This window comes from Celeribacter litoreus, from assembly GCF_020165855.1.
Lineage (GTDB): Bacteria > Pseudomonadota > Alphaproteobacteria > Rhodobacterales > Rhodobacteraceae > Celeribacter > Celeribacter litoreus.
The window spans coordinates 491,046-510,976 of sequence record NZ_JAIUFY010000014.1; the positions used below are offsets into that span (position 1 = coordinate 491,046).

Annotated in this window: 19 protein-coding genes; 10 read left to right on the forward strand and 9 right to left on the reverse strand. The window is 58.2% G+C overall.

Annotated elements, in window-relative coordinates:
* Positions 1-112 precede the first annotated feature (112 nt).
* The 4 genes from LA304_RS15935 to LA304_RS15950 all read left to right on the forward strand — a co-directional run bounded on the left by LA304_RS15935 (position 113) and on the right by LA304_RS15950 (position 6,842).
* A complete protein-coding gene (locus tag LA304_RS15935) occupies positions 113-2,410 on the forward strand; it encodes a hybrid sensor histidine kinase/response regulator (protein ID WP_224504157.1) in 2,298 nt (765 codons plus the stop codon).
* Between the two features lie 245 nt (positions 2,411-2,655).
* Positions 2,656-3,741, forward strand: a complete 1,086-nt coding sequence (gene recA, locus LA304_RS15940; RefSeq protein WP_224504158.1) for a recombinase RecA — start codon at positions 2,656-2,658, stop codon at positions 3,739-3,741.
* Between the two features lie 158 nt (positions 3,742-3,899).
* On the forward strand, positions 3,900-6,551 hold the full coding sequence (alaS, locus tag LA304_RS15945; protein WP_224504159.1) for an alanine--tRNA ligase: 2,652 nt from the start codon (positions 3,900-3,902) through the stop codon (positions 6,549-6,551).
* Between the two features lie 3 nt (positions 6,552-6,554).
* Positions 6,555-6,842, forward strand: coding sequence for a DUF1330 domain-containing protein (locus tag LA304_RS15950; protein WP_224504160.1), 288 nt, complete (start codon positions 6,555-6,557; stop codon positions 6,840-6,842).
* Between the two features lie 71 nt (positions 6,843-6,913).
* Here LA304_RS15950 and LA304_RS15955 read toward each other — a convergent pair whose 3' ends face one another.
* From LA304_RS15955 to LA304_RS15995, 9 genes are all read right to left on the reverse strand, one after another.
* Positions 6,914-7,498, reverse strand: a complete 585-nt coding sequence (locus LA304_RS15955) for a VOC family protein (protein WP_224504161.1) — start codon at positions 7,496-7,498, stop codon at positions 6,914-6,916.
* Between the two features lie 141 nt (positions 7,499-7,639).
* Entirely contained in the window at positions 7,640-9,460 is a 1,821-nt protein-coding gene (typA, locus tag LA304_RS15960; RefSeq protein ID WP_224504162.1) for a translational GTPase TypA, read from the reverse strand.
* A 95-nt stretch (positions 9,461-9,555) separates the two neighbouring features.
* Positions 9,556-9,891, reverse strand: coding sequence for a DMT family transporter (locus tag LA304_RS15965; RefSeq protein WP_224504163.1), 336 nt, complete (start codon positions 9,889-9,891; stop codon positions 9,556-9,558).
* A gap of 13 nt (positions 9,892-9,904) precedes the next feature.
* The gene (locus LA304_RS15970) at positions 9,905-10,519 is read right to left on the reverse strand and encodes a YitT family protein (protein WP_224504164.1); all 615 of its coding nucleotides are present in this window, start codon (positions 10,517-10,519) and stop codon (positions 9,905-9,907) included.
* Positions 10,520-10,539: 20 nt separating this feature from the next.
* Positions 10,540-11,151, reverse strand: coding sequence for a YitT family protein (locus LA304_RS15975; protein ID WP_396022199.1), 612 nt, complete (start codon positions 11,149-11,151; stop codon positions 10,540-10,542).
* Between the two features lie 133 nt (positions 11,152-11,284).
* Positions 11,285-11,842, reverse strand: a complete 558-nt coding sequence (locus LA304_RS15980) for a hypothetical protein (RefSeq protein ID WP_224504166.1) — start codon at positions 11,840-11,842, stop codon at positions 11,285-11,287.
* Between the two features lie 117 nt (positions 11,843-11,959).
* The gene (locus tag LA304_RS15985) at positions 11,960-12,526 is read right to left on the reverse strand and encodes a HupE/UreJ family protein (protein WP_224504167.1); all 567 of its coding nucleotides are present in this window, start codon (positions 12,524-12,526) and stop codon (positions 11,960-11,962) included.
* 178 nt (positions 12,527-12,704) lie between these two features.
* A complete protein-coding gene (locus LA304_RS15990; RefSeq protein ID WP_224504168.1) occupies positions 12,705-13,919 on the reverse strand; it encodes an NADP-dependent isocitrate dehydrogenase in 1,215 nt (404 codons plus the stop codon).
* 142 nt (positions 13,920-14,061) lie between these two features.
* The gene (locus tag LA304_RS15995) at positions 14,062-14,748 is read right to left on the reverse strand and encodes a VIT1/CCC1 transporter family protein (RefSeq protein ID WP_224504169.1); all 687 of its coding nucleotides are present in this window, start codon (positions 14,746-14,748) and stop codon (positions 14,062-14,064) included.
* Positions 14,749-14,990: 242 nt separating this feature from the next.
* Between LA304_RS15995 and rplM the strand changes: the two genes are divergently transcribed.
* The 6 genes from rplM (at position 14,991) to LA304_RS16025 (ending at position 19,931) form a co-directional block, all read left to right on the forward strand.
* The gene (gene rplM, locus LA304_RS16000) at positions 14,991-15,455 is read left to right on the forward strand and encodes a 50S ribosomal protein L13 (protein WP_224504170.1); all 465 of its coding nucleotides are present in this window, start codon (positions 14,991-14,993) and stop codon (positions 15,453-15,455) included.
* 2 nt (positions 15,456-15,457) lie between these two features.
* Positions 15,458-15,943, forward strand: coding sequence for a 30S ribosomal protein S9 (rpsI, locus tag LA304_RS16005; protein WP_224504171.1), 486 nt, complete (start codon positions 15,458-15,460; stop codon positions 15,941-15,943).
* 151 nt (positions 15,944-16,094) lie between these two features.
* Entirely contained in the window at positions 16,095-16,970 is an 876-nt protein-coding gene (locus LA304_RS16010) for a GSCFA domain-containing protein (RefSeq protein WP_224504172.1), read from the forward strand.
* 171 nt (positions 16,971-17,141) lie between these two features.
* Entirely contained in the window at positions 17,142-18,032 is an 891-nt protein-coding gene (locus LA304_RS16015) for an ABC transporter permease (protein ID WP_396022200.1), read from the forward strand.
* Positions 18,029-18,826, forward strand: a complete 798-nt coding sequence (locus LA304_RS16020; RefSeq protein WP_224504173.1) for an ABC transporter permease — start codon at positions 18,029-18,031, stop codon at positions 18,824-18,826. The genes LA304_RS16015 and LA304_RS16020 overlap by 4 nt, the downstream gene beginning before the upstream one ends.
* Before the next feature lies 1 nt (position 18,827).
* Complete coding sequence (locus LA304_RS16025) at positions 18,828-19,931, forward strand: ABC transporter ATP-binding protein (RefSeq protein WP_224504174.1); 1,104 nt, start codon at positions 18,828-18,830, stop codon at positions 19,929-19,931.

The window sequence follows — 19,931 nt, forward strand, 5'->3', positions numbered from 1 at the left end:
TTCCGGATGCGGATTAATCCGCTGTTAAGTGCTGAGTGGCCATAACGCTGTGAACGTGAGCGTTTTGGCCGGTTTCGGTAAACGGTGACGACCTTTGCATGAGGGATGTAGGGTGCTTGAAGCGACGGCAGAACCATTTGTGACGGGAGTGAACAAACTCGCGCCCTATAGAACAGCTTTCGGGATTTTCGGCATCCTCTTATGTGTGTCAGCCCTCTCGATAGACGGACCCTATGTCCGGACCATCGCGTCTGTGGCGGGTGCCGTGTTGCTCTGGACAGTGCTTCTCTGTGTCTGGGCGTCGCGTCGCGCGGCGACTGTCTCAGAATTCGCGGGGTCTTTGCCGAAATTCGTCGAAAACGACGGGGCGCCGGTGTTTGTCACCAATGCTGACGGCCTCGTGGAATTTGAAAACAGCGCCGCGGTTGCGCGCTTTGGCGGCGCGGGTGGAGAGCCGCTGTTGGGTGCGTTGGAAGATATGTTCGCCGCGCCGTCCTCGACGATGGCTCGCTTGCAATCTGCGGCCAGAGCGAACGGGTTTGCCCGAGAAGATGTCGTGACTCGGCAGGGGCACCTGCGTTTGTCTGTCCACGATGCGGGACATGACACCTATCTTTGGCGCCTCGAAGAAATGAGGTCGGATCCCAGTGCCCAAGACCTCAATTCGGCGCCACTCCCCTGTGTTACGCTCGGGGCGCACGGGGCGGTTCTGGAGATGAACGACGCCATGATCGCGCTCGTCGGGCAACGCTTTCGGTCGCTTGATCGCTTTGTCTTGGATCTGCCGCTCCGCCATGGTGATGTGCACAGTCTCACGACTGCCGAGGGCCGGGTCTACGCCCGCATTTCCGAGGTTCAGCGCGCGAACTCTGAGAAGAAGGACGTCTATTTTCTCCCTGCGACCGCACCTTCGGTTGGGTCGTGGGAGCCTTTGGACGGTCTGCCCGTCGCGCTTTTGAAAGTGGCCGAAGATGGACGGATTCTGGAGTCGAACCTACATGCGCGAGAGTTGTTGGCGATCCCGTCTCATGACAGCTTGCGGCTCGGGGATTTGGTTGAGGGCCTTGGCCGGCCGGTGCAGGACTGGGTGAACGACGTCGCATCCGGGCGGGGGCGGAAGCCAGAGTTCGTCCGTGCGTCTCGTCCCCAAACCGATATGTTTATCCAAATCTCTCTGAAGCGCGTCGAGTGCAAAGAGGGCGGTCGCGAACTGATCGCCGTGCTCTCTGACGCGACCGAGCTCAAGTCGCTTGAGGCCCAGTTCGTGCAATCTCAAAAGATGCAGGCAATCGGCCAACTCGCCGGTGGTGTCGCGCACGATTTCAACAACCTTTTGACTGCGATTTCAGGGCATTGCGACTTGTTGCTGTTGCGGCATGATCAGTCTGATCCGGATTACGGCGACCTCGTTCAAATCCACCAGAATGCGAACCGTGCGGCGTCGCTCGTTGGACAACTCCTCGCGTTTTCTCGCAAGCAGACGCTCAAACCCGAGGTTGTCGATATGCGCGATACGCTCGCGGATTTGACCCATCTCTTGAATCGCCTCGTGGGCGAGAAAATCACCCTGACGCTTGACCACGACACGGGGTTGCTGCCCATCCGGGCTGATAAGAGGCAGCTCGAACAGGTGATTATGAACCTTGTCGTGAATGCGCGCGACGCGATGCCGTCGGGTGGGAAGATTCGGATCGAAACACGCAATGAGATCGTGGCAGCGCCCTTCACGCGTGACCGTGCGACCCTTGCCCCGGGTGATTACGTGGTCGTCACGGTAGCCGATCAGGGTGTCGGGATCGCGCCTGACAAACTGCAAAAGGTGTTCGAGCCATTCTTTACGACCAAGCGCACGGGTGAGGGGACGGGACTTGGCCTTTCGACCGCCTATGGCATCATCAAACAAACCGGCGGCTTTATCTTTGTCGATAGCGTTGTTGGAACAGGCACGTCCTTTACGATCTTCCTTCCGGCCTACGCCGTTCCGGAGCAGCCTATCGCGCCCGCGCCCGTCGCCGAAGGTGCGGAAACGGTGTCTCAGGAACGCGGCTCCGGCATTGTCCTGCTCGTCGAAGATGAAGCACCTGTTCGGGCCTTTGCCTCACGCGCATTGCGTTTGCGCGGTTACACGGTGATCGAAGCCGAAAGCGCAGAAGAGGCGCTCGAAATTCTAGACGACGGCAGCCTGCACATCGATGTCTTTGTGTCGGACGTCATTATGCCTGGAATGGATGGGCCGAGTTGGGTGTCGGAAGCGCTTGAGGCACGGCCAGGTGTGAAAGTTGTTTTCGTCTCAGGCTATGCCGAGGACCATTTTTCGGAACAGCAGGCCCGCATTCCAAACTCCGTCTTCTTGCCGAAACCTTTCTCATTGTCTGAGTTGACTGCGACCGTTCAGGCGCAATTGCGGTGAGAATACAAACCTCTACGCCGCATACTTCACACGGTTCATCGGGCGAGATGCGGGTTTTTTGAGGACGGTAACGCCACATTAACCAAGTTGGCCGCATGCTGATTTCAGAAATTTAAGTTGAAATGTTCTTATTTTGTGCTCATAACGGATTGTGAGAACAAGAGGCGAACAAACGTCCCGTTCAGAGCAGTTCCGATTTGCGTGATTGCCGGTGTCTGACGGGTGTGAAATAAGGAAGCAAATTGATGGCAACGGCGACCAAGGCAATGGCAAAGAACGACGGCAAACAGACAGGCGACAAGCAGAAGGCGCTCGAAAGCGCGCTGGCACAGATCGAACGGCAGTTTGGCAAAGGCTCGATCATGAAGCTTGGCGCCGACAATCCGGTCCAAGAGATTGAGGCGACCTCGACCGGCTCTCTCGGTCTCGATATCGCACTCGGGATCGGTGGCATTCCGAAGGGCCGCATCATCGAGATTTACGGGCCTGAATCCTCGGGCAAAACGACGCTCACGCTCCATTGCGTTGCGGAAGAGCAGAAAAAAGGCGGCGTTTGTGCCTTTGTCGATGCGGAACACGCGCTTGATCCGATCTATGCAAAGAAGCTCGGCGTTGATCTGGATGAGCTCCTGATTTCCCAGCCGGACACCGGTGAGCAGGCGCTTGAAATCGTTGACACGCTCGTCCGGTCCGGCGCTGTGAGCCTCGTGGTCGTCGACTCCGTGGCCGCGCTCACACCGAAATCCGAGCTTGAAGGCGATATGGGCGATAGCTCCGTGGGTGTGCAGGCGCGTTTGATGTCTCAGGCAATGCGCAAACTCACCGGCTCCATCAGCCGTTCCAAATGCACCGTGATCTTCATCAACCAGATCCGGATGAAAATTGGTGTCATGTTCGGGTCTCCGGAAACGACCACCGGCGGTAACGCGCTGAAATTCTACTCTTCCGTGCGTATGGACATCCGTCGCATCGGCTCCATCAAGGACCGAGATGAGGTCGTTGGCAACGAGACCCGCGTAAAGGTCGTGAAAAACAAAGTTGCTCCGCCGTTCAAGCAGGTTGAATTCGACATCATGTACGGCGAAGGCATTTCCAAAACCGGTGAGCTTCTCGATCTCGGTGTGAAAGCGGGCGTTGTCGACAAATCCGGCGCGTGGTTCTCCTACGGGGACGAGCGGATCGGGCAGGGCCGTGAGAATGCCAAACGCTTCCTCAAGGAAAATAACCACATGGCGCTCGAGATCGAAGACAAGATCCGCGCCGCGCATGGTCTCGATTTCGATCTTGGCGATGAATTCGACCACGACGACGTTCTGGACGGCGACGAATAAGACCGTCCATTCGTGAATTCAAACAGGCGCGCAGCACCCGCTTGCGCGCCTTTTTCTATGAAAAACGGGCCGCTTGGCCTTTTGGGCTTATGGACAGCCCTGCGTTGGAGCGGTAAACCATCCCGAACGCCGATAATTCCCTAAGGAAGTGCCCATAGATGCCAAGTGTGAACGATATCCGCTCCACCTTCCTCAACTACTTCGAACGCAATGGTCACACCGTTGTGCCGAGCTCGCCGCTCGTGCCGCGCAACGACCCGACCCTGATGTTCACCAACTCCGGCATGGTGCAGTTCAAGAACTGCTTCACCGGTCTGGAAAAGCGTGATTACGTCCGCGCGACCACCGCGCAGAAATGCGTGCGCGCAGGGGGCAAGCACAACGACCTCGATAACGTGGGCTATACCGCTCGCCACCATACGTTCTTCGAGATGCTCGGCAACTTCTCCTTTGGCGATTACTTCAAAAACGAAGCCATTCCGTTCGCATGGGAGCTGATCACCAAGGATTTCGATATCCCGAAGGACAAGCTCTACACGACCGTCTACCACACGGATGACGAGGCGTTCGAGATCTGGAAAAAGGTCGGTGTGCCGGAAGAGCGCATCATCCGCATCGCGACCTCTGACAATTTCTGGCAGATGGGCGACACAGGTCCGTGCGGCCCGTGCACCGAGATTTTCTACGACCACGGCGATCACATCTGGGGCGGCCCTCCGGGTTCTCCGGAAGAGGACGGCGACCGGTTCATCGAAATCTGGAACGTTGTGTTCATGCAGAACGAGCGGTTCGCTGACGGTTCGATGACCGAGTTGGACATGCAGTCCATCGACACCGGTATGGGCCTCGAACGCATTGCAGCGCTTTTGCAGGGCAGCCACGACAACTATGACACCGATCTGATGAAGTCTCTGATTGAGGCCTCCGCACATGCGACCTCTGTCGATCCGTTTGGTGAGAAGAACGTGCATCACCGCGTGATCGCGGACCACCTGCGGTCCACGTCCTTCCTCATTGCCGACGGTGTGATGCCGTCGAACGAGGGCCGCGGTTATGTGCTGCGCCGGATCATGCGCCGCGCCATGCGTCACGCGCACCTTCTCGGTGCGAAAGACCCGATCATGCACAAACTCGTGCCGGAACTCGTGCGTCAGATGGGCGATGCCTATCCGGAACTGCGTACCGGTCAGTCGATGATCGAAGAGACGCTCAAGCTCGAAGAAACCCGCTTTATCCAAACGCTGGATCGCGGTCTCAAGCTGCTAGAAGACGAACTCACCGATCTGCCGGAGGGGGACAAACTCCCAGGTGAGGCTGCGTTCAAGCTCTACGACACCTACGGCTTCCCGCTCGATCTCACGCAGGATGCTCTGCGCGAGAAGGGGGTCGAGGTCGACACCGACGGGTTCGATGCCGCCATGGCAGAGCAAAAGGCAAAAGCGCGCGCCGCGTGGGCCGGCTCCGGAGAAACGGCTGACGCGACCGTTTGGTACGACATCGCAGAGGACAAAGGCACGACCGAATTCCTTGGCTATGACACCGAGAAAGCCGAGGGCGAGATTGTCGCGCTCGTCAAAGACGGTGCGCGTGTCGATGAGGTCAAAGAGGGCGACACGGTTCAGATCGTCGTCAACCAGACTCCGTTCTATGCGGAGTCCGGCGGTCAGGTCGGCGATACCGGCGTGATCCGTGTGGAGAAATCCATCGCGAAAGTCACCGACACGAAAAAGGTCGCGGGTGTGTTCATTCACTTCGCAACTGTCGAGACCGGCACGATCAAAGTGGGCGAACCCGCTGCGCTCGAAGTGGAACACACACGCCGTGGTGCTATCCGCGCAAACCACTCCGCGACGCACCTGCTGCACGAAGCGCTCCGTGAGACGCTCGGCGATCACGTGGCGCAGCGCGGCTCGCTCAACGCGCCGGATCGTCTGCGTTTCGACTTCTCGCACGCCAAAGGCCTCTCTGCGGAAGAAATTTCCAAGGTCGAGAGCGACGTGAACGCGTTCATTCGCCAGAACACGCCGGTTGAAACCCGTATCATGACCCCGGATGACGCCCGCGCCCTCGGCGCTCAGGCGCTGTTTGGGGAGAAGTATGGCGAAGAGGTCCGTGTGGTCTCGATGGGTCGCGCTGACACCGGCAAAGGTGCTGATGGTCAGACCTACTCCCTCGAACTTTGCGGCGGCACCCATGTGAAGCGTACGGGCGATATTGGCCTCTGCGTGATCTTGGGCGACAGTGCCTCCTCCGCCGGTGTGCGCCGGATCGAGGCCCTGACGGGTCAGGCCGCTTTGGATCATCTCGCGCTTGAGGCCAACCGCGCCCAGGAGGTTGCGAGCCTGCTCAAAACCCCGATTTCCGAAGTGGTTGAGCGGGTGAAATCCCTCGCGGATGAGCGCAAGAAGCTCGAACAAGAGGTCGCCAACCTCAAACAACAGATCGCTATGGGCGGTGGGTCCGGTGGCGGTGTGTCTGCAAAAGATGTGAACGGCATTCCGTTCCTCGCTCAGGCGCTTCAGGGTGTGTCCGGCAAGGACCTTCGCGGTCTGATCGACGCGCACAAGAGCAACCTCGGAACCGGTGTGATCCTGCTGATCGCCGAAGAAGACGGCAAAGTCGCTGTCGCCTGTGGTGTGACCGACGATCTGACCGACAAAGTCTCCGCTGTGGATGTGCTCAAAGCCGCTGTGCCCGCCGTGGGTGGCAAGGGCGGCGGTGGCCGTCCGGACATGGCGCAGGGCGGGGGCAAGGATTTCTCCGGCGCTGACGCTGCGATTGCGGCAGCCGAAACTCTTTTGAAAGGATAACCGATGCCAGCTCTTTGGATTGCGAACATTAAAGTTACCGACGAGGACGCCTACGGCCGCTACGCCAAATTGGCGGGTCCGGCGATCGCGAAACACGGCGGTAAATTCCTCGCCCGTGGTGGCCGCTACGTCCAGCTTGAGGGCAATGACCGCCCGCGCAACGTCGTGACGCGCTTCGATAGCGTCGAGGCGGCTGTCGCTTGTTACGAGAGCCCGGAATACCAAGAGGCCCTAAGCCACGCGAATGGTGCATCCGAGCGTGACATCGTCGTGATCGAGATCGAAGAATAAGTCTCTGAGATCACTTGAATCGAAAAAGGCGCGGAAAGATCCGCGCCTTTTTTCATTCCTTCTCGTTCATATCATTTGAACGGATTTTTCGGGCTCCGGTCCGACGATAGGGTGTTTGTTCCCTCTGTGACCAACTCTTCAATCGCATCCGCGAGGTGTATCTTATCGATATGCCCGTCGCCTGCCTTCACGCGGATCAAATGCGCGCGGTGAAGGACGTCGGTGTGCGTATACCCGAGCGGCGGTTCGAAACGATAACTCGCGAGTTCAATCAGCATCCCGTTAGGTTCGCGGAAATAGATCGAGTCCATGAAGCCGCGATCCTTTACACCGGAATGTTTGATCCCGCGTGCATCGAGCCGCTCGACCACCTGATCAAACGTCACTTTCGACACATTGAACGCGAGGTGGTGCAGGGACCCCGGTCCCTGATCGATGCGGTGACGACCGGGCTTGCGATCCTCGGCGGTGAAAACCGTGATCAGACGCCCGTCACCCGGATCGAAGTAAAGATGTCCCTGATCGGCATCATCCAGGTTCGGCTGATCAAAGACGAACGGCATCCCGAGCACGCCTTCCCAAAAGTCGATCGTGGATTGCCGGTCCGCACCGGTGATGGTGATGTGATGAACCCCTTGGGTCTGGATCTTACGCATCTCTGGTCTCCTTTGAGACAGAAGATAGCGCAATCACGCTCAAATCCTAAGGCTTTCCGTCGCACACACTCTGCGCATGAATGCGAAAAGGCCCGCCGGTGAGGGCGAGCCTTGTCTTCTTCTTGGCGAAAATACTCAGTATCAGAGCTGAGCCGCTTTGGCGTGACGCTTGCGCTCGTGCGGGTCGAGGTAGCGTTTGCGCAGGCGGACGCTTTCCGGCGTCACTTCGACGAGTTCGTCGTCGTTGATGTAGGCAATGGCCTCTTCGAGCGACAGAGTGGTCGGTGTAGTCAAACGCACAGCGTCGTCGGTGCCGGAGGCGCGCACGTTGGTGAGCTTCTTACCTTTGAGCGGGTTCACTTCGAGATCGTTGTCACGGGAGTGCTCGCCGATGATCATGCCTTGGTAGACCTTCGCCTGAGCGCCGGTGAACAGTTTGCCGCGCTCTTCGAGGTTCCAGAGCGCGTAGGCCACGGATTCACCATCTTCCATCGAGATCAGAACACCCTGACGACGGCCCGGGATCGGACCCTTGTAGGCTGCCCAGCCGTGGAACACACGGTTGAGAACGCCGGTGCCGCGGGTGTCGGTAAGGAATTCACCGTGATAGCCGATGAGACCGCGGGACGGGACGTGCGCGATGATGCGCGTTTTGCCGTTCTGCTGCTTCATCTCGGTGAGATCGCCTTTGCGGGCGCCTGTGAGTTTCTCGATCACCGCGCCGGAGTATTCGTCATCCACGTCCACGGTGACTTCTTCGATCGGCTCCATGCGCTGACCGTCTTCTTCTTTCATGATCACCTGCGGGCGGGAGATCGAAAGCTCAAAGCCTTCGCGGCGCATGTTCTCGATGAGAACGCCCATCTGAAGTTCGCCACGGCCGGAAACCTCAAAGGCTTCGCCACCGGGGGTGTCTTTGACTTTGATTGCGACGTTGGTCTCGGCTTCTTTCACGAGACGGTCACGGATCACGCGGGACTGAACCTTTTTGCCTTCGCGACCGGCCAGCGGGCTGTCGTTGATACCGAAGGTGACGGTGATGGTCGGCGGATCGATCGGCTGGGCTTCGAGCGGCTCTTCAACTTCGAGCGCACAGAGCGTGTCGGACACGGTGGCTTTCGTCATGCCAGAGAGGGACACGATGTCACCTGCAATCGCTTCGTCAATCTCAGCCATGGCGAGACCGCGGAAGGCCTGAATCTTTTTGACCTGGAACTGTTCGATCTTCTGACCGTTGCGGGTCAGGGCCTGCACGGTGGCGCCGGCTTTGATCTTGCCGCTTTCAACGCGACCGGTGAGCAGGCGGCCCAGGAACGGGTCGGAGCCCAGCGTGGTGGCGAGCATTTTGAACGGCTCGTCCTGATGCTTGAGCTGTTTCGGAGCCGGAACGTGGTTCAGGATCAGGTTAAACAGCGCGTCGAGGTTCTTGCGCGGGCCGTCAAGTTCTGTGTCACACCAGCCGGAACGACCGGAGGCGTAGAGGTGCGGGAAGTCGAGTTGGTCGTCGTCTGCGTCGAGGGAGGCGAAAAGGTCGAAACACTCGTCCAGCGCGCGATCCGGTTCTGCGTCCGGCTTGTCGACTTTGTTCAGAACCACAATCGGACGCAGGCCGAGGGCGAGCGCCTTGGAGGTCACGAATTTGGTCTGCGGCATCGGGCCTTCGGCAGCGTCGACGAGGAGAACTACGCCGTCCACCATCGAGAGAATGCGCTCAACCTCGGCGCCGAAGTCGGCGTGACCGGGCGTGTCGACGATGTTGATGCGGTGGCCTTTCCACTCGACCGAAGTTGCCTTCGCGAGAATGGTAATGCCGCGTTCGCGCTCCAGATCGTTGGAGTCCATGGCGCGTTCGGTCGTCGCCTGGTTTTCGCGGAACGTGCCCGACTGTTTGAGAAGCTCGTCAACCAGCGTAGTTTTGCCGTGGTCGACGTGCGCGATGATGGCGATATTGCGAAGATCCATAGGTGCGTCTGTCCGTCTAGAAACTGTTGGTCCCGCGCGTAACGGCCTTTCACTGAAAAGGCCAGCGCTAAACACTGATTTCGTGAATTTGTGGGTTAATGCGTGGCCGTTTTGGAGAACATGTGGATGACAATCACACCTGCGATGATCATTGACATGCCAATTGCGGCCGCAAGGTCGATTTTTTGGCCGTAGATCACGAGGCCGAAAAGGGTGATCAGAACGACGCCGAGGCCCGACCATATGGCATAGACGACGCCGACGGGCATCACCTTGAGCACATGGGTCAGGAAATAGAAGGCCAGTCCATAGCCTACGACCACGATGATCGAGGGCAGGGGGCGCGTGAATTGTTGCGTGGCGTTAAGGGCCGTTGTGCCGATCACTTCAGAGATAATGGCGGCGATCAGGAAGAGGTAATGCTTCGGCATGTCACATCCGTCCTTACATCGCGATATAGCGGTCGCGGCGGTGGTTGATCGCAATCACGAGATTGACGACCACAGCGCCGAGAAGAGACCAGCCGACCTGCGGCAACGGAAGCACGAAGAGCGCCACGGCAAAAAGGCAGGCGTCAAAGGCGAGTTGCACGTAGCCGGCTTTGAATTTGGTCGCGTCTTGCAAGTAGAGCGCCAGAATCCCGATCCCGCCGAGCGACCCGCCGTGCCGGAAAATCGCCATGAGGCCCGCGCCGGTCATGAACCCGAGCATGATCGCGCCGAAGGTCGGGTCGAGGGTCTCGAAGCTCACGAAATACGGAAACACCTCCGCGAAGACAGAGATCAGCGCGACGCAGGCAAAGGTCTTGAGCACAAATCGCGCGCCCATCCGTTTGTAGCCGAACCAGTAGAACGGCAGGTTCACAAAGAAGAAGACCCAGCCAAAGGGCTTGTCGATCAGGTAGGAGATCAGGAGTGACAGGCCCGCGGTCTGGCCGGTAACTAGGCCGAGATCGCGGAGCATGACAAGGCCGAAGGCACACATTGCCGTGCCGAAAACGAAGCCTTGTGCATCTTCGAAAAAGGTATGCTTTTCAGAAGCCTGTGAGGCGGTCTGCATGTGAACTCCTGTGTGCTGGTTCAGTCGGCGATATAGCGGTCGCGACGGTGGTTGAAGGCGATCACTCCGTTGAGGATCAGCGCTCCGAGCAGCGAATACAGCACGCGGGTCGGTTCGAAAAGGAAGAATGCCACAGTGAAGAGCACAGCATCAAAGCAAAGCTGCACAACGCCCGCGCGGATGCCGAAACGGTCTTGGGCATAGAGCGCGACGACACCAAGGCCGCCGAGCGACCCTTTGTGGCGGAATGTGCCGAGGAGGCCGTAGCCTGTGAGGATGCCGAAGGCCACGGTGCCGAAGAGTGGATTGAGATGTGAGAAGGTCATCCACTCCGGAATAACGGCGACGAGGATCGAGAGGATCGTCACGCAAATCGCGGACTTGATCGTGAACTCGGCGCCCATCCGGAAATAGGCAAGGGCGTAGAAGGGGATATTGATGATCCAGAACACCCACGAAAACGACCATCCCGTCATATAAGAGATTACGAGCGCGAGACCCGCCGTTTGTCCCGTGATGAACCCGAGTTGCGCAATGATCGTGAGGCCGATGGCCGTCGTAATGAGGGCAATCGCAAATCCCTGCACATCCTCGAGGAGGCTGTGTTTCTGGGGATTCTCGGGAAGGGGCATAGGTGCTGGCATATCGCCTATGTATGGCAGCATTGCTGACCTGTCTAGAGGGAATGTTTGCGCTGCCGCGCAATTCGGGAGGCCTGCTCAAAAAGCTGGCAACCCTTTTGTGGTGGCTCGAAAAAGCAGCGGATTACTCGACCCAAAGCCGCTGCGCCTGAAACAGAACGAGCGTCTCTGCGGACAGGCGATCCGGCTCCGGAAATGTCTGTAATCCAACGCTGTGTGTAGCGGTTGCCGATTGAGCTTCCTGAAGGCGGAAGAGTTGGCGGGAGAGGCGTTCGGTCTCATGGCCGTGGCGCTCCGCGAGGGAGAGTTCCTGTTCTGTGAGTGCGATGAGATCGATGTGTTCCTGCAGTGAGGGGGCATCGCCACCGTAGATCGATTGCATCTCGGATTGGTAAGCGGCGCCATAGCGTTCGAGCTCAAGCACAAAGCCAACATCGTCAAACCGTGCGGATTTGAGGCGCATGGCGAGCGTATCGACGTCCTCTGGCAAAATTGCCGTCAGATCATAGTCCGCAAAGATGTTCCGGATGTCCGAGGTGAGCCAAGGGGAGTCGGACTTCGGGGACGTCGCTGCAGAGCTTGTTCCGTCGGTCTGCGCGCTCCCTTCATCCGTCGCTGACTGAAGATCGGACTGCCGCACTAAGCTCTGTGAAGTCGTGGTGGGGACCACTGGAATACGCATCTCAAAAACCTTCTGGTTTCGTCTGCGTCAGAGATAGGGTGCGTGAATTTAAGGGGAAGGTAACAGATAAAATTGCGCGGAAATTCTCCAGCGCAAGAACGCCTTAGAGAGTGGAGTTCATCCAAATGCGAGCGACAGCCCCATCACTGTAGACGCTGCGCCGAGGAAGCGTGGAGCGAGCGGGTGCGCGCGCGCCATATACTGCGCGAGGAAAATGCCCGCCGCGTGCAGGAGTGCAGTGACGAGCATAAAGCCGATGCCAAAGCTGAGCACGGTGGCCGCCCCCAATTCTGCCCCGTGGGCGTGACCGTGGAAAACGCCGAAGAACGCGGCGATGGCGACCCCGCCGGCGAGCGATGGCTTCAAAGCGAAAGTCACCAGCAGGCCAATAAAGATCGAAGACGCGAGGATCATCGGTTCCACGGCGGGCAAAGGCATCCCGAGGCGTGCGCCGATATAGCCAAGGCCCATGGCGCCGACAAAGCCTGCGGGCACGGCCCATATCGCCTTGCCGCCGATTTGCATGGCCCAGACGCCGACCGCGAGCATTGCGAGAACGTGGTCCATCCCGAAGAGCGGATGAGAGGCACCGGCAAGGAATGAGCCGTGTGTGTCGGGCGGGAGATGGGCAAAGGCCGGTGTCGCGAGCAGGAAAAGAGGGATGAGGGGGAGGGCAGTGCGCATTATGGATCCTTGAGGTTTGTCCGGACGCCCCGATGTGGGTCGCGTCGGGGCAGACATTCGCAAATCTGTGCCTAGAGGTCCATGCGGCACAAGTGCAAAGGCCTACCGCATGACTGCGGAAACAAAAAAGGCCGGAGCAGCGAGGCTCCGGCCATCATGGCAGGTCGGACTGGGGATCTTATCCTGCCAAAGCTTTGTTCAGGTTCTCGTCGATCTTCTCGAGGAAGCCCATCGTAGTGAGCCAGCCCTGATCCGGACCGACGAGAAGCGCGAGGTCTTTCGTCATGAAGCCGCTTTCCACGGTGTCGACGATGGTCTTCTCCAGTGTCGTGGCAAAGCGCATGAGCTGGTCGTTGTTGTCGAGCTTCGCGCGGTGCTTCAGGCCACCGGTCCAGGCATAGATGGAGGCGATAGAGTTGGTGGAGGTGGCTTCACCGGCCTGATGCTGACGGTAGTGGCGCGTCACGGTGCCGTGGGCGGCCTCGGCCTCCACGATCTTTCCGTCCGGCGTCATGAGCTGCGAGGTCATGAGGCCGAGAGAGCCGAAGCCCTGCGCCACGGTGTCGGACTGCACGTCGCCATCGTAGTTCTTACAGGCCCAGACGAATTTGCCGGACCATTTCATCGCGCAGGCAACCATGTCGTCGATCAGGCGGTGCTCATACCAGATGCCTGCGGCCTTGAAGCGATCCGCGAATTCCTCTTCGAAAATCTGCTCGAAGAGGTCTTTGAAGCGGCCATCATAGGCTTTGAGGATGGTGTTCTTCGTGGACAGGTAGACCGGCCAGCCGACGGAGAGACCGTAGTTGAACGACGCACGCGCAAAGTCGCGGATGCTGTCGTCGAGGTTATACATCGCCTGATAGACACCGGCGGAGGGGGCGTCGAACACCTCTTTCTCGATGACGGTGCCGTCTTCGCCGACGAATTTCATCGTCAGTTTGCCGGCGCCGGGGAAGTGGAAATCCGTCGCTTTATACTGATCACCATAGGCGTGGCGGCCGACGACGATCGGGTTGGTCCAACCCGGCACGAGGCGCGGCACGTTGCGACAGATGATCGGCTGGCGGAAAATCGTGCCGCCGAGGATGTTGCGAATGGTGCCGTTCGGGGAGCGATACATGCGCTTGAGCCCGAATTCCTCAACGCGGGCTTCGTCCGGCGTGATGGTCGCACATTTGACCGCGACGCCGATTTCTTTGGTCTTTTCAGCGGCATCGACCGTGATCTGGTCATCGGTCTCGTCCCGCGCTTCGATCCCGAGATCGTAATAGAGAAGGTCGATATCGAGGTAGGGGAGGATGAGTTTTTTCTTGATGAAATCCCACATGATGCGGGTCATCTCATCGCCGTCCATTTCGACAATCGGGTTTTCCACTTTGATCTTTGTCATCGGGATTTCCTTGTGCTCTGAGTCTCGTGCGTTTTAGCCGATTTGCGGGGGGTGGGGAAGAGTTGGTATGCAAATGTATACAAATAATTCACATTCCGCACATCACGACTTGGTTAACGCACAAAATGCGGGCAGTGGGGCGCTAGGGTGAGACGATGACCCCGACGAGAAATGCGACCATCGCGCAGAGCCCGCCGATAAAAAGGGTTTCTGCGACGGCGCGGATTAACCCCTCGCGCGTCGCCACATGGCGAAGGCCGCCCAGAAGGGCGAGGGCGCTTGCCGTTGCGACGATGGAGGCCTCGAATTGAAGATCGGCGTTGAGACCTAAGAGGTAGGGCAGGATGGGGATCGTGCCAAAAAGGATGAAGCTCACGAAGGTGATCAGCGCGCGGGGCCAGAGCGCGCCTTGGCCTGGATCTTCGAGTCCCTCAATGTGAGTGAGCGTCATCTCCGCCATCAAGCCGGGAGACTTCGCGGCCAAAGACGCCATCGTTGTCGCGTCGAGTGTGGAGAGGCCACGCTCTTTGAGGTGGTCCGTCAGGGCGCGTATTTGTGTTGAGGCATTTTGCGACAATTGGCGCCTGCGGCGCTGGATCATCTTTCGCGCCGCGCGGGCGGAGAGAAACTCCCCGAGTCCCATCGAGGTCGCATCGGCAAAGAGGTTCGCCAAACCAAAGAGAAGCACCGCCAAGGTTCCGATTTCCGCCGCGCCGTCCGCATTTGCGCCCGCAAATCCCGCAACGATGGCAAAGGTGGTGACGATCCCGTCGTTGCCACCGTAGACAATTTGTTTGAGGTGATCCTTCGCGTGGTTCAAAAGCGGCATGAGGTGGCCTATGACAGTTCTTTCGGATAAGCCTAGGGAGCCAAACGCGACGCGAATATGACCGAGCGCAAAGAGGAAATCGCGATTTTCGCGACGAAAACATGAAAATATATGGGGTAAAATAATACCTATTTTATAACGTATTGTTTTTGCTTTGATAATTCAGGTTTATGTCGCTTGACTGTGCGCGGGAAATGCTTAGAACAGCGCCAATCGAATTCCACCCATAAAGGGCAAAGCAAATGAAAACCTTTTCCGCTACTCCCGCGGACGTGGACAAGAAATGGATCATCATCGACGCTGAAGGCGTCGTTCTTGGCCGTCTTGCTTCCATCGTCGCCATGCGCCTGCGTGGCAAGCACAAAGCGACCTTCACTCCGTCCATGGACATGGGCGACAACGTGATCGTCATCAACGCTGACAAAATCCAGCTGACCGGCAAGAAACGCACCGACAAGCGCTTCTACTGGCACACTGGCCACCCGGGCGGCATCAAATCCCGCACCATGCAGCAGCTTCTCGAGGGTGATTACCCGGAGCGCGTGGTGACCAAAGCCGTTCAGCGTATGCTGCCGGGCGGTAAACTGTCCCGCAAGCAGATGACCAACCTGCGCGTCTACGCTGGTGCAGAGCACCCGCACGAAGCTCAGAACCCGGAAGTTCTGGACGTTAAGTCCATGAACAAGAAAAACACTCGGAGCGCATAATCATGGCTGAAGAAATCAAATCCCTCGACGAGCTGAACGCCGTCGCCGGTGGCGAAGCCGTTGCTGAAATCGCTGCGCCCCGTGAACCTGTTCGTGACGAACTGGGCCGTTCCTACGCAACCGGCAAGCGTAAAGACGCTGTTGCTCGCGTTTGGATCAAGCCGGGTTCCGGCAAAGTAACCGTGAACGGCAAAGACATGTCTGTCTACTTCGCCCGTCCGGTGCTTCAGCTGATCGTGAAACAGCCGGCTCAGGTTGCTGGCGTCGAAGGCGAATTCGACGTTGTTGCTACCGTTAAAGGCGGCGGTCTCTCCGGTCAGGCCGGTGCTGTGAAACACGGCATCTCCAAAGCTCTGCAGCTCTACAACCCGGAACTGCGCGGCGCTCTGAAAGCTGCCGGCTTCCTGACCCGCGACTCGCGTGTTGTTGAACGTAAGAAATTCGGTAAGCGCAAAGCTCGCCGTTCCTTCCAGTTCTCCAAGCGTTAAGCTGCTGCGAACAACTGTTCGCCAAATCTTCGAAAGGGTCGCCTGTTTGGGCGGCCCTTTTTCTTTGTCTTTCCTGTTTGCTGCCACTTGCTTGTTTCCCGTGCGCGGCGCCATCATACTCCACGCAAACCCGCTACTGGATTTGTATGTTTTGAAACATCCTTACGAGAACCTTCCGGACCGTGCCTTTTGGCGGAGCGGGGTTGTATTTACAGACCGTGAGACATGGCCGGACCTGTATGTTCCGTCGACCCTGCTTGCGCAGGATGCAGAGGTGGCCTTGTTCGGGTCGGAGTTTGCGCGCGCTTTTGGCCAGACGCTTCAGGAGCGGGGTGGGCATGTCGTTTATTCCGAGAGACTGTCGACACCGCGGCAGATGCGAGAGCTCATCGAAGATAGCTTTCTTGAGGCGGTTCATCCGGCTCTTTTCGCAGAGCGCGACGGGTGTTTTTTCGATCTTTTGCGAAGTGAAATGACACACGACGGCGCTGAGACGCTCCGCGCCGCTGTCGAAATGCGGCGCGCGCATCTGTCTCGTATGGCCGACCAATTTCATCGCTGCGAGACCCTGATCCTGTCGCTCTGCCAAACGGAGGGGATGATTGACCCCGAGACCGGTCGGAGTTTCGGAGCCACGGGCGATCTCTTGCCCGCAACCGCAAAGCATCACAGGTTTTCGGCCAAGGAGGTCGCGTCTGACCTCCGGCGCATTCACAAGATGCTTCGTGCGAACAATCCCCATTTGCGATTGATCCTCATGGTTGATCCCGTGCCGATCACCGAGACGCGGTCAGGGGCGCATGTCCTGTCCGCAAATACGCGTGCGAAAGCGACCCTGCGTGCTGCCGTCGGTGAATTGGCGATGGAGCGCGGGTCGGTAGACTATTTTCCCGCCTATGAGATGGTCACAACCTGGGCCGCTGACGTGGACGCGTTTGAAGATGACCTCAGCACAGTGCACCCCGCGATGATGGAGGCGGTTGTCTCCATGTTTTGTGAGGCGCATGTTGGCGGTTCAGAGAAGTGATTGACGCCACATCTGTTTTCGCGTGGATTGCGCTTAACAATGTGGCAGATGCGTGGGGTCGGACGCGTTGATTTATCGCTTGTGCGAAAAGGCGCTTGCGAATTTGATCAAATTGCGGATTGTCTAGTTTGACGTCGAAAGACATGTCAAGATAACGAGGGGATAAGAGTGGTGGAAAAGCTACGTCGCTTTTTCCGGACCGAGAAGGGAACGGGGCTGTTGCTGGTCTCGCCGACGGCGATTTATGCGCTGTTGATGTTGGCTGTGCCGCTGGCGGCCGTTGTGTTGATCTCGTTCTGGACGCAAAACGGTGTCCGTGATTTCGACACGACGATGACGCTCGCGAACTACAAAGAGGCACTCACCGATCCGCTCTATCGACAGCTGATGCTGCGGTCCTTGATGGTCTCCGGTCTGGTCACGCTGATCACCGTGCTCCTTGCATTCCCGATTGCCTATTTCGTCTCTTTCGGAGTGAAAGCGGAGCACAAATCGCTCTGGATCTTCCTGATCACCATCCCGTTCTGGACCTCCTATCTGATCCGCGTGTTCCTCTGGAAAGTGATCCTTGGCTACAACGGGGTGTTGAACTCCGGCCTGAAAGCCGTTGGTTTGATTGAGGAACCTCTGACCTTCATTCTCTACAACGTGAACGCCGTGATCATCACACTGGCCCACGCCTACGCGCCCTTTGCGATCCTGCCGATCTTTGTGGCGCTCGAAAAGATTGACCGCTCGCTGTTGGAGGCCGCGCGTGATTTGGGCGAAAACCGTGTGATGACCTTCCTCCGCGTGACCCTGCCACTGGCTGCACCTGGTGTCGTTGCGGCGGTGCTCATCGTCTTTATTCCGACCATCGGTGACTACGTGACCCCGCGTCTCGTGGGCGGGCCGGGGGGTCTCATGATCGCGAACATGATCCAGACCCAGTTCCTGCGCCTTAACAATGCGCCGCTCGGAGCGACGCTTGCGGTGCTCGCGATGCTGATTGTCGCTGTGATTGCGATTGTCTTTGTGATCATCGGCAACCGCGCCGCCGGACAGAAGGGAGCCCGCAAATGAAGTCTCTCAAAGTCTATGCGATCTTCTACCTAATCTTCCTCTATGCACCGATCTTCCTGCTGCCGCTCTTTGCATTCAACAGTTCGACGGTCATTGCTTTCCCGCTCGACAGTTTCACGACCGAGTGGTTCACGACGCTTCTGACACTCTCGGAAATGCACGGTGCGCTGCTCAGCTCGCTCAAGATCGCTGTGACCTCGGCAGTGCTCGCGACCAGTCTGGGCATATTCGCTGCGATGGCGGTCTCCCGCTATAGCTTTCCAGGGCAGAAGGGCATCATGGGCTTCATCATGCTCCCGCTCGTCCTGCCGGAGATCATCGTGGCGGTGTCGCTCCTGATCGTGATCTTGCGCATGGGGTTCAGCACCGGCGCGTGGTCGGTGATTGTCGGACATACGCTTATCTGCACGCCCTTCGCCATTGCGATCCTGCAATCGGCCTTTGCCTCGCTCGATCCGTCGCTCGAAGAGGCGGCCTATGACCTTGGCGAGACGCCTGCGTCGACCTTCCGTCTCGTGACACTGCCGCTCGTGATGCCGGGGATCATTTCCGCGCTTCTGATCTCCTTCACCATTTCCATGGACGAATTTATCATCGCCTTCTTCCTGACGGGCGCGGAGCCGACGCTCCCTGTCTATCTCTTCTCGATGATGCGTTTCCCGAAACTTCTTCCGGCGGTGATGGCGCTCGGCACGATCCTTGTCGTGCTCTCCGTGCTGCTCATCGTGATCGCCGAATTCTTCCGCCGCCGTGGTGCCAAACGCACCGGCAATGATACCGGGGGCTTCCTCTGATATGACGACCGCTAAAAAAGACCGTAAAACACTGATCTCCATGCAGAACATCCAAAAGCACTATGGAGACTACCATGCACTTCGGGGGATCAATCTCGAGATTGGCGAAGGGGAGTTCTTCTCTCTGCTCGGGCCGTCCGGCTGTGGCAAGACCACGCTTTTGCGGACGATTGCAGGGTTTGAAGACTATGACAGCGGCTATGTCATGATCTCCGGAAACGACATGCGTGGCGTGCCTGCGAACAAACGCCCCACGAACATGGTGTTCCAGTCCTACGCAATCTTCCCGCACCTGACTGTGGCGCAAAACGTGGCCTTTGGTCTGCGCAAGTCGGGGATGAGTAAGGCGGAGAAAGCGAAAGCGGCTGAACAGGCGCTCGAAATGGTGGGTCTCAAAGGCTACGGCCACCGCGCGGCCCATGCGCTCTCCGGTGGTCAACGTCAGCGCGTGGCGCTCGCCCGTGCGCTCGTGCTCAAACCCAAAGTGCTGCTCCTCGATGAACCGCTCTCCGCGCTTGATCGCAAGATGCGCGAACAGATGCAGGTGGAGTTGATCAAGCTTCAGCGTGAGGTGGGCATCACCTTTATTCTCGTGACCCACGATCAGGAAGAGGCGCTGGTCATGTCCGACCGCATCGCAGTCATGTTCGAAGGCGAGATCGCGCAATGTGACGATCCAGAGGTGCTCTATCGCCGTCCGAAATCAAAACGCGTAGCGGACTTTATCGGTGTGATGAACTTCCTGTCGGCAGAGTGTCGTGTCGAGGATGGGAAGAAGATTGTCAATGTGGCCGGCCTCGGTGAAACCGAAGTCGCCGACGATCAATGCCCCGAAGGCTTCCCCGACGGCGCTGCGACGGTCGGTTTCCGTCCGGAAACCCTCACGCTCCTATATGAAGGTCAAACGGCAACCCATCGCGAAGCGGCGGCGACCATTGATGAGGTCGTCTACTACGGTGATATGACCTATTACGACGTTCGCTTTGACGGTGTGGACAAGGCGGTGCGCATCTCCATGCGCAATATCTTCGGGCGTGACGTGCTCGAGGTTGGCTCCCGAGTCCGTGTGAGCTGGTCCCCGGGCGCGTTGGTGGTCTTCGGATAG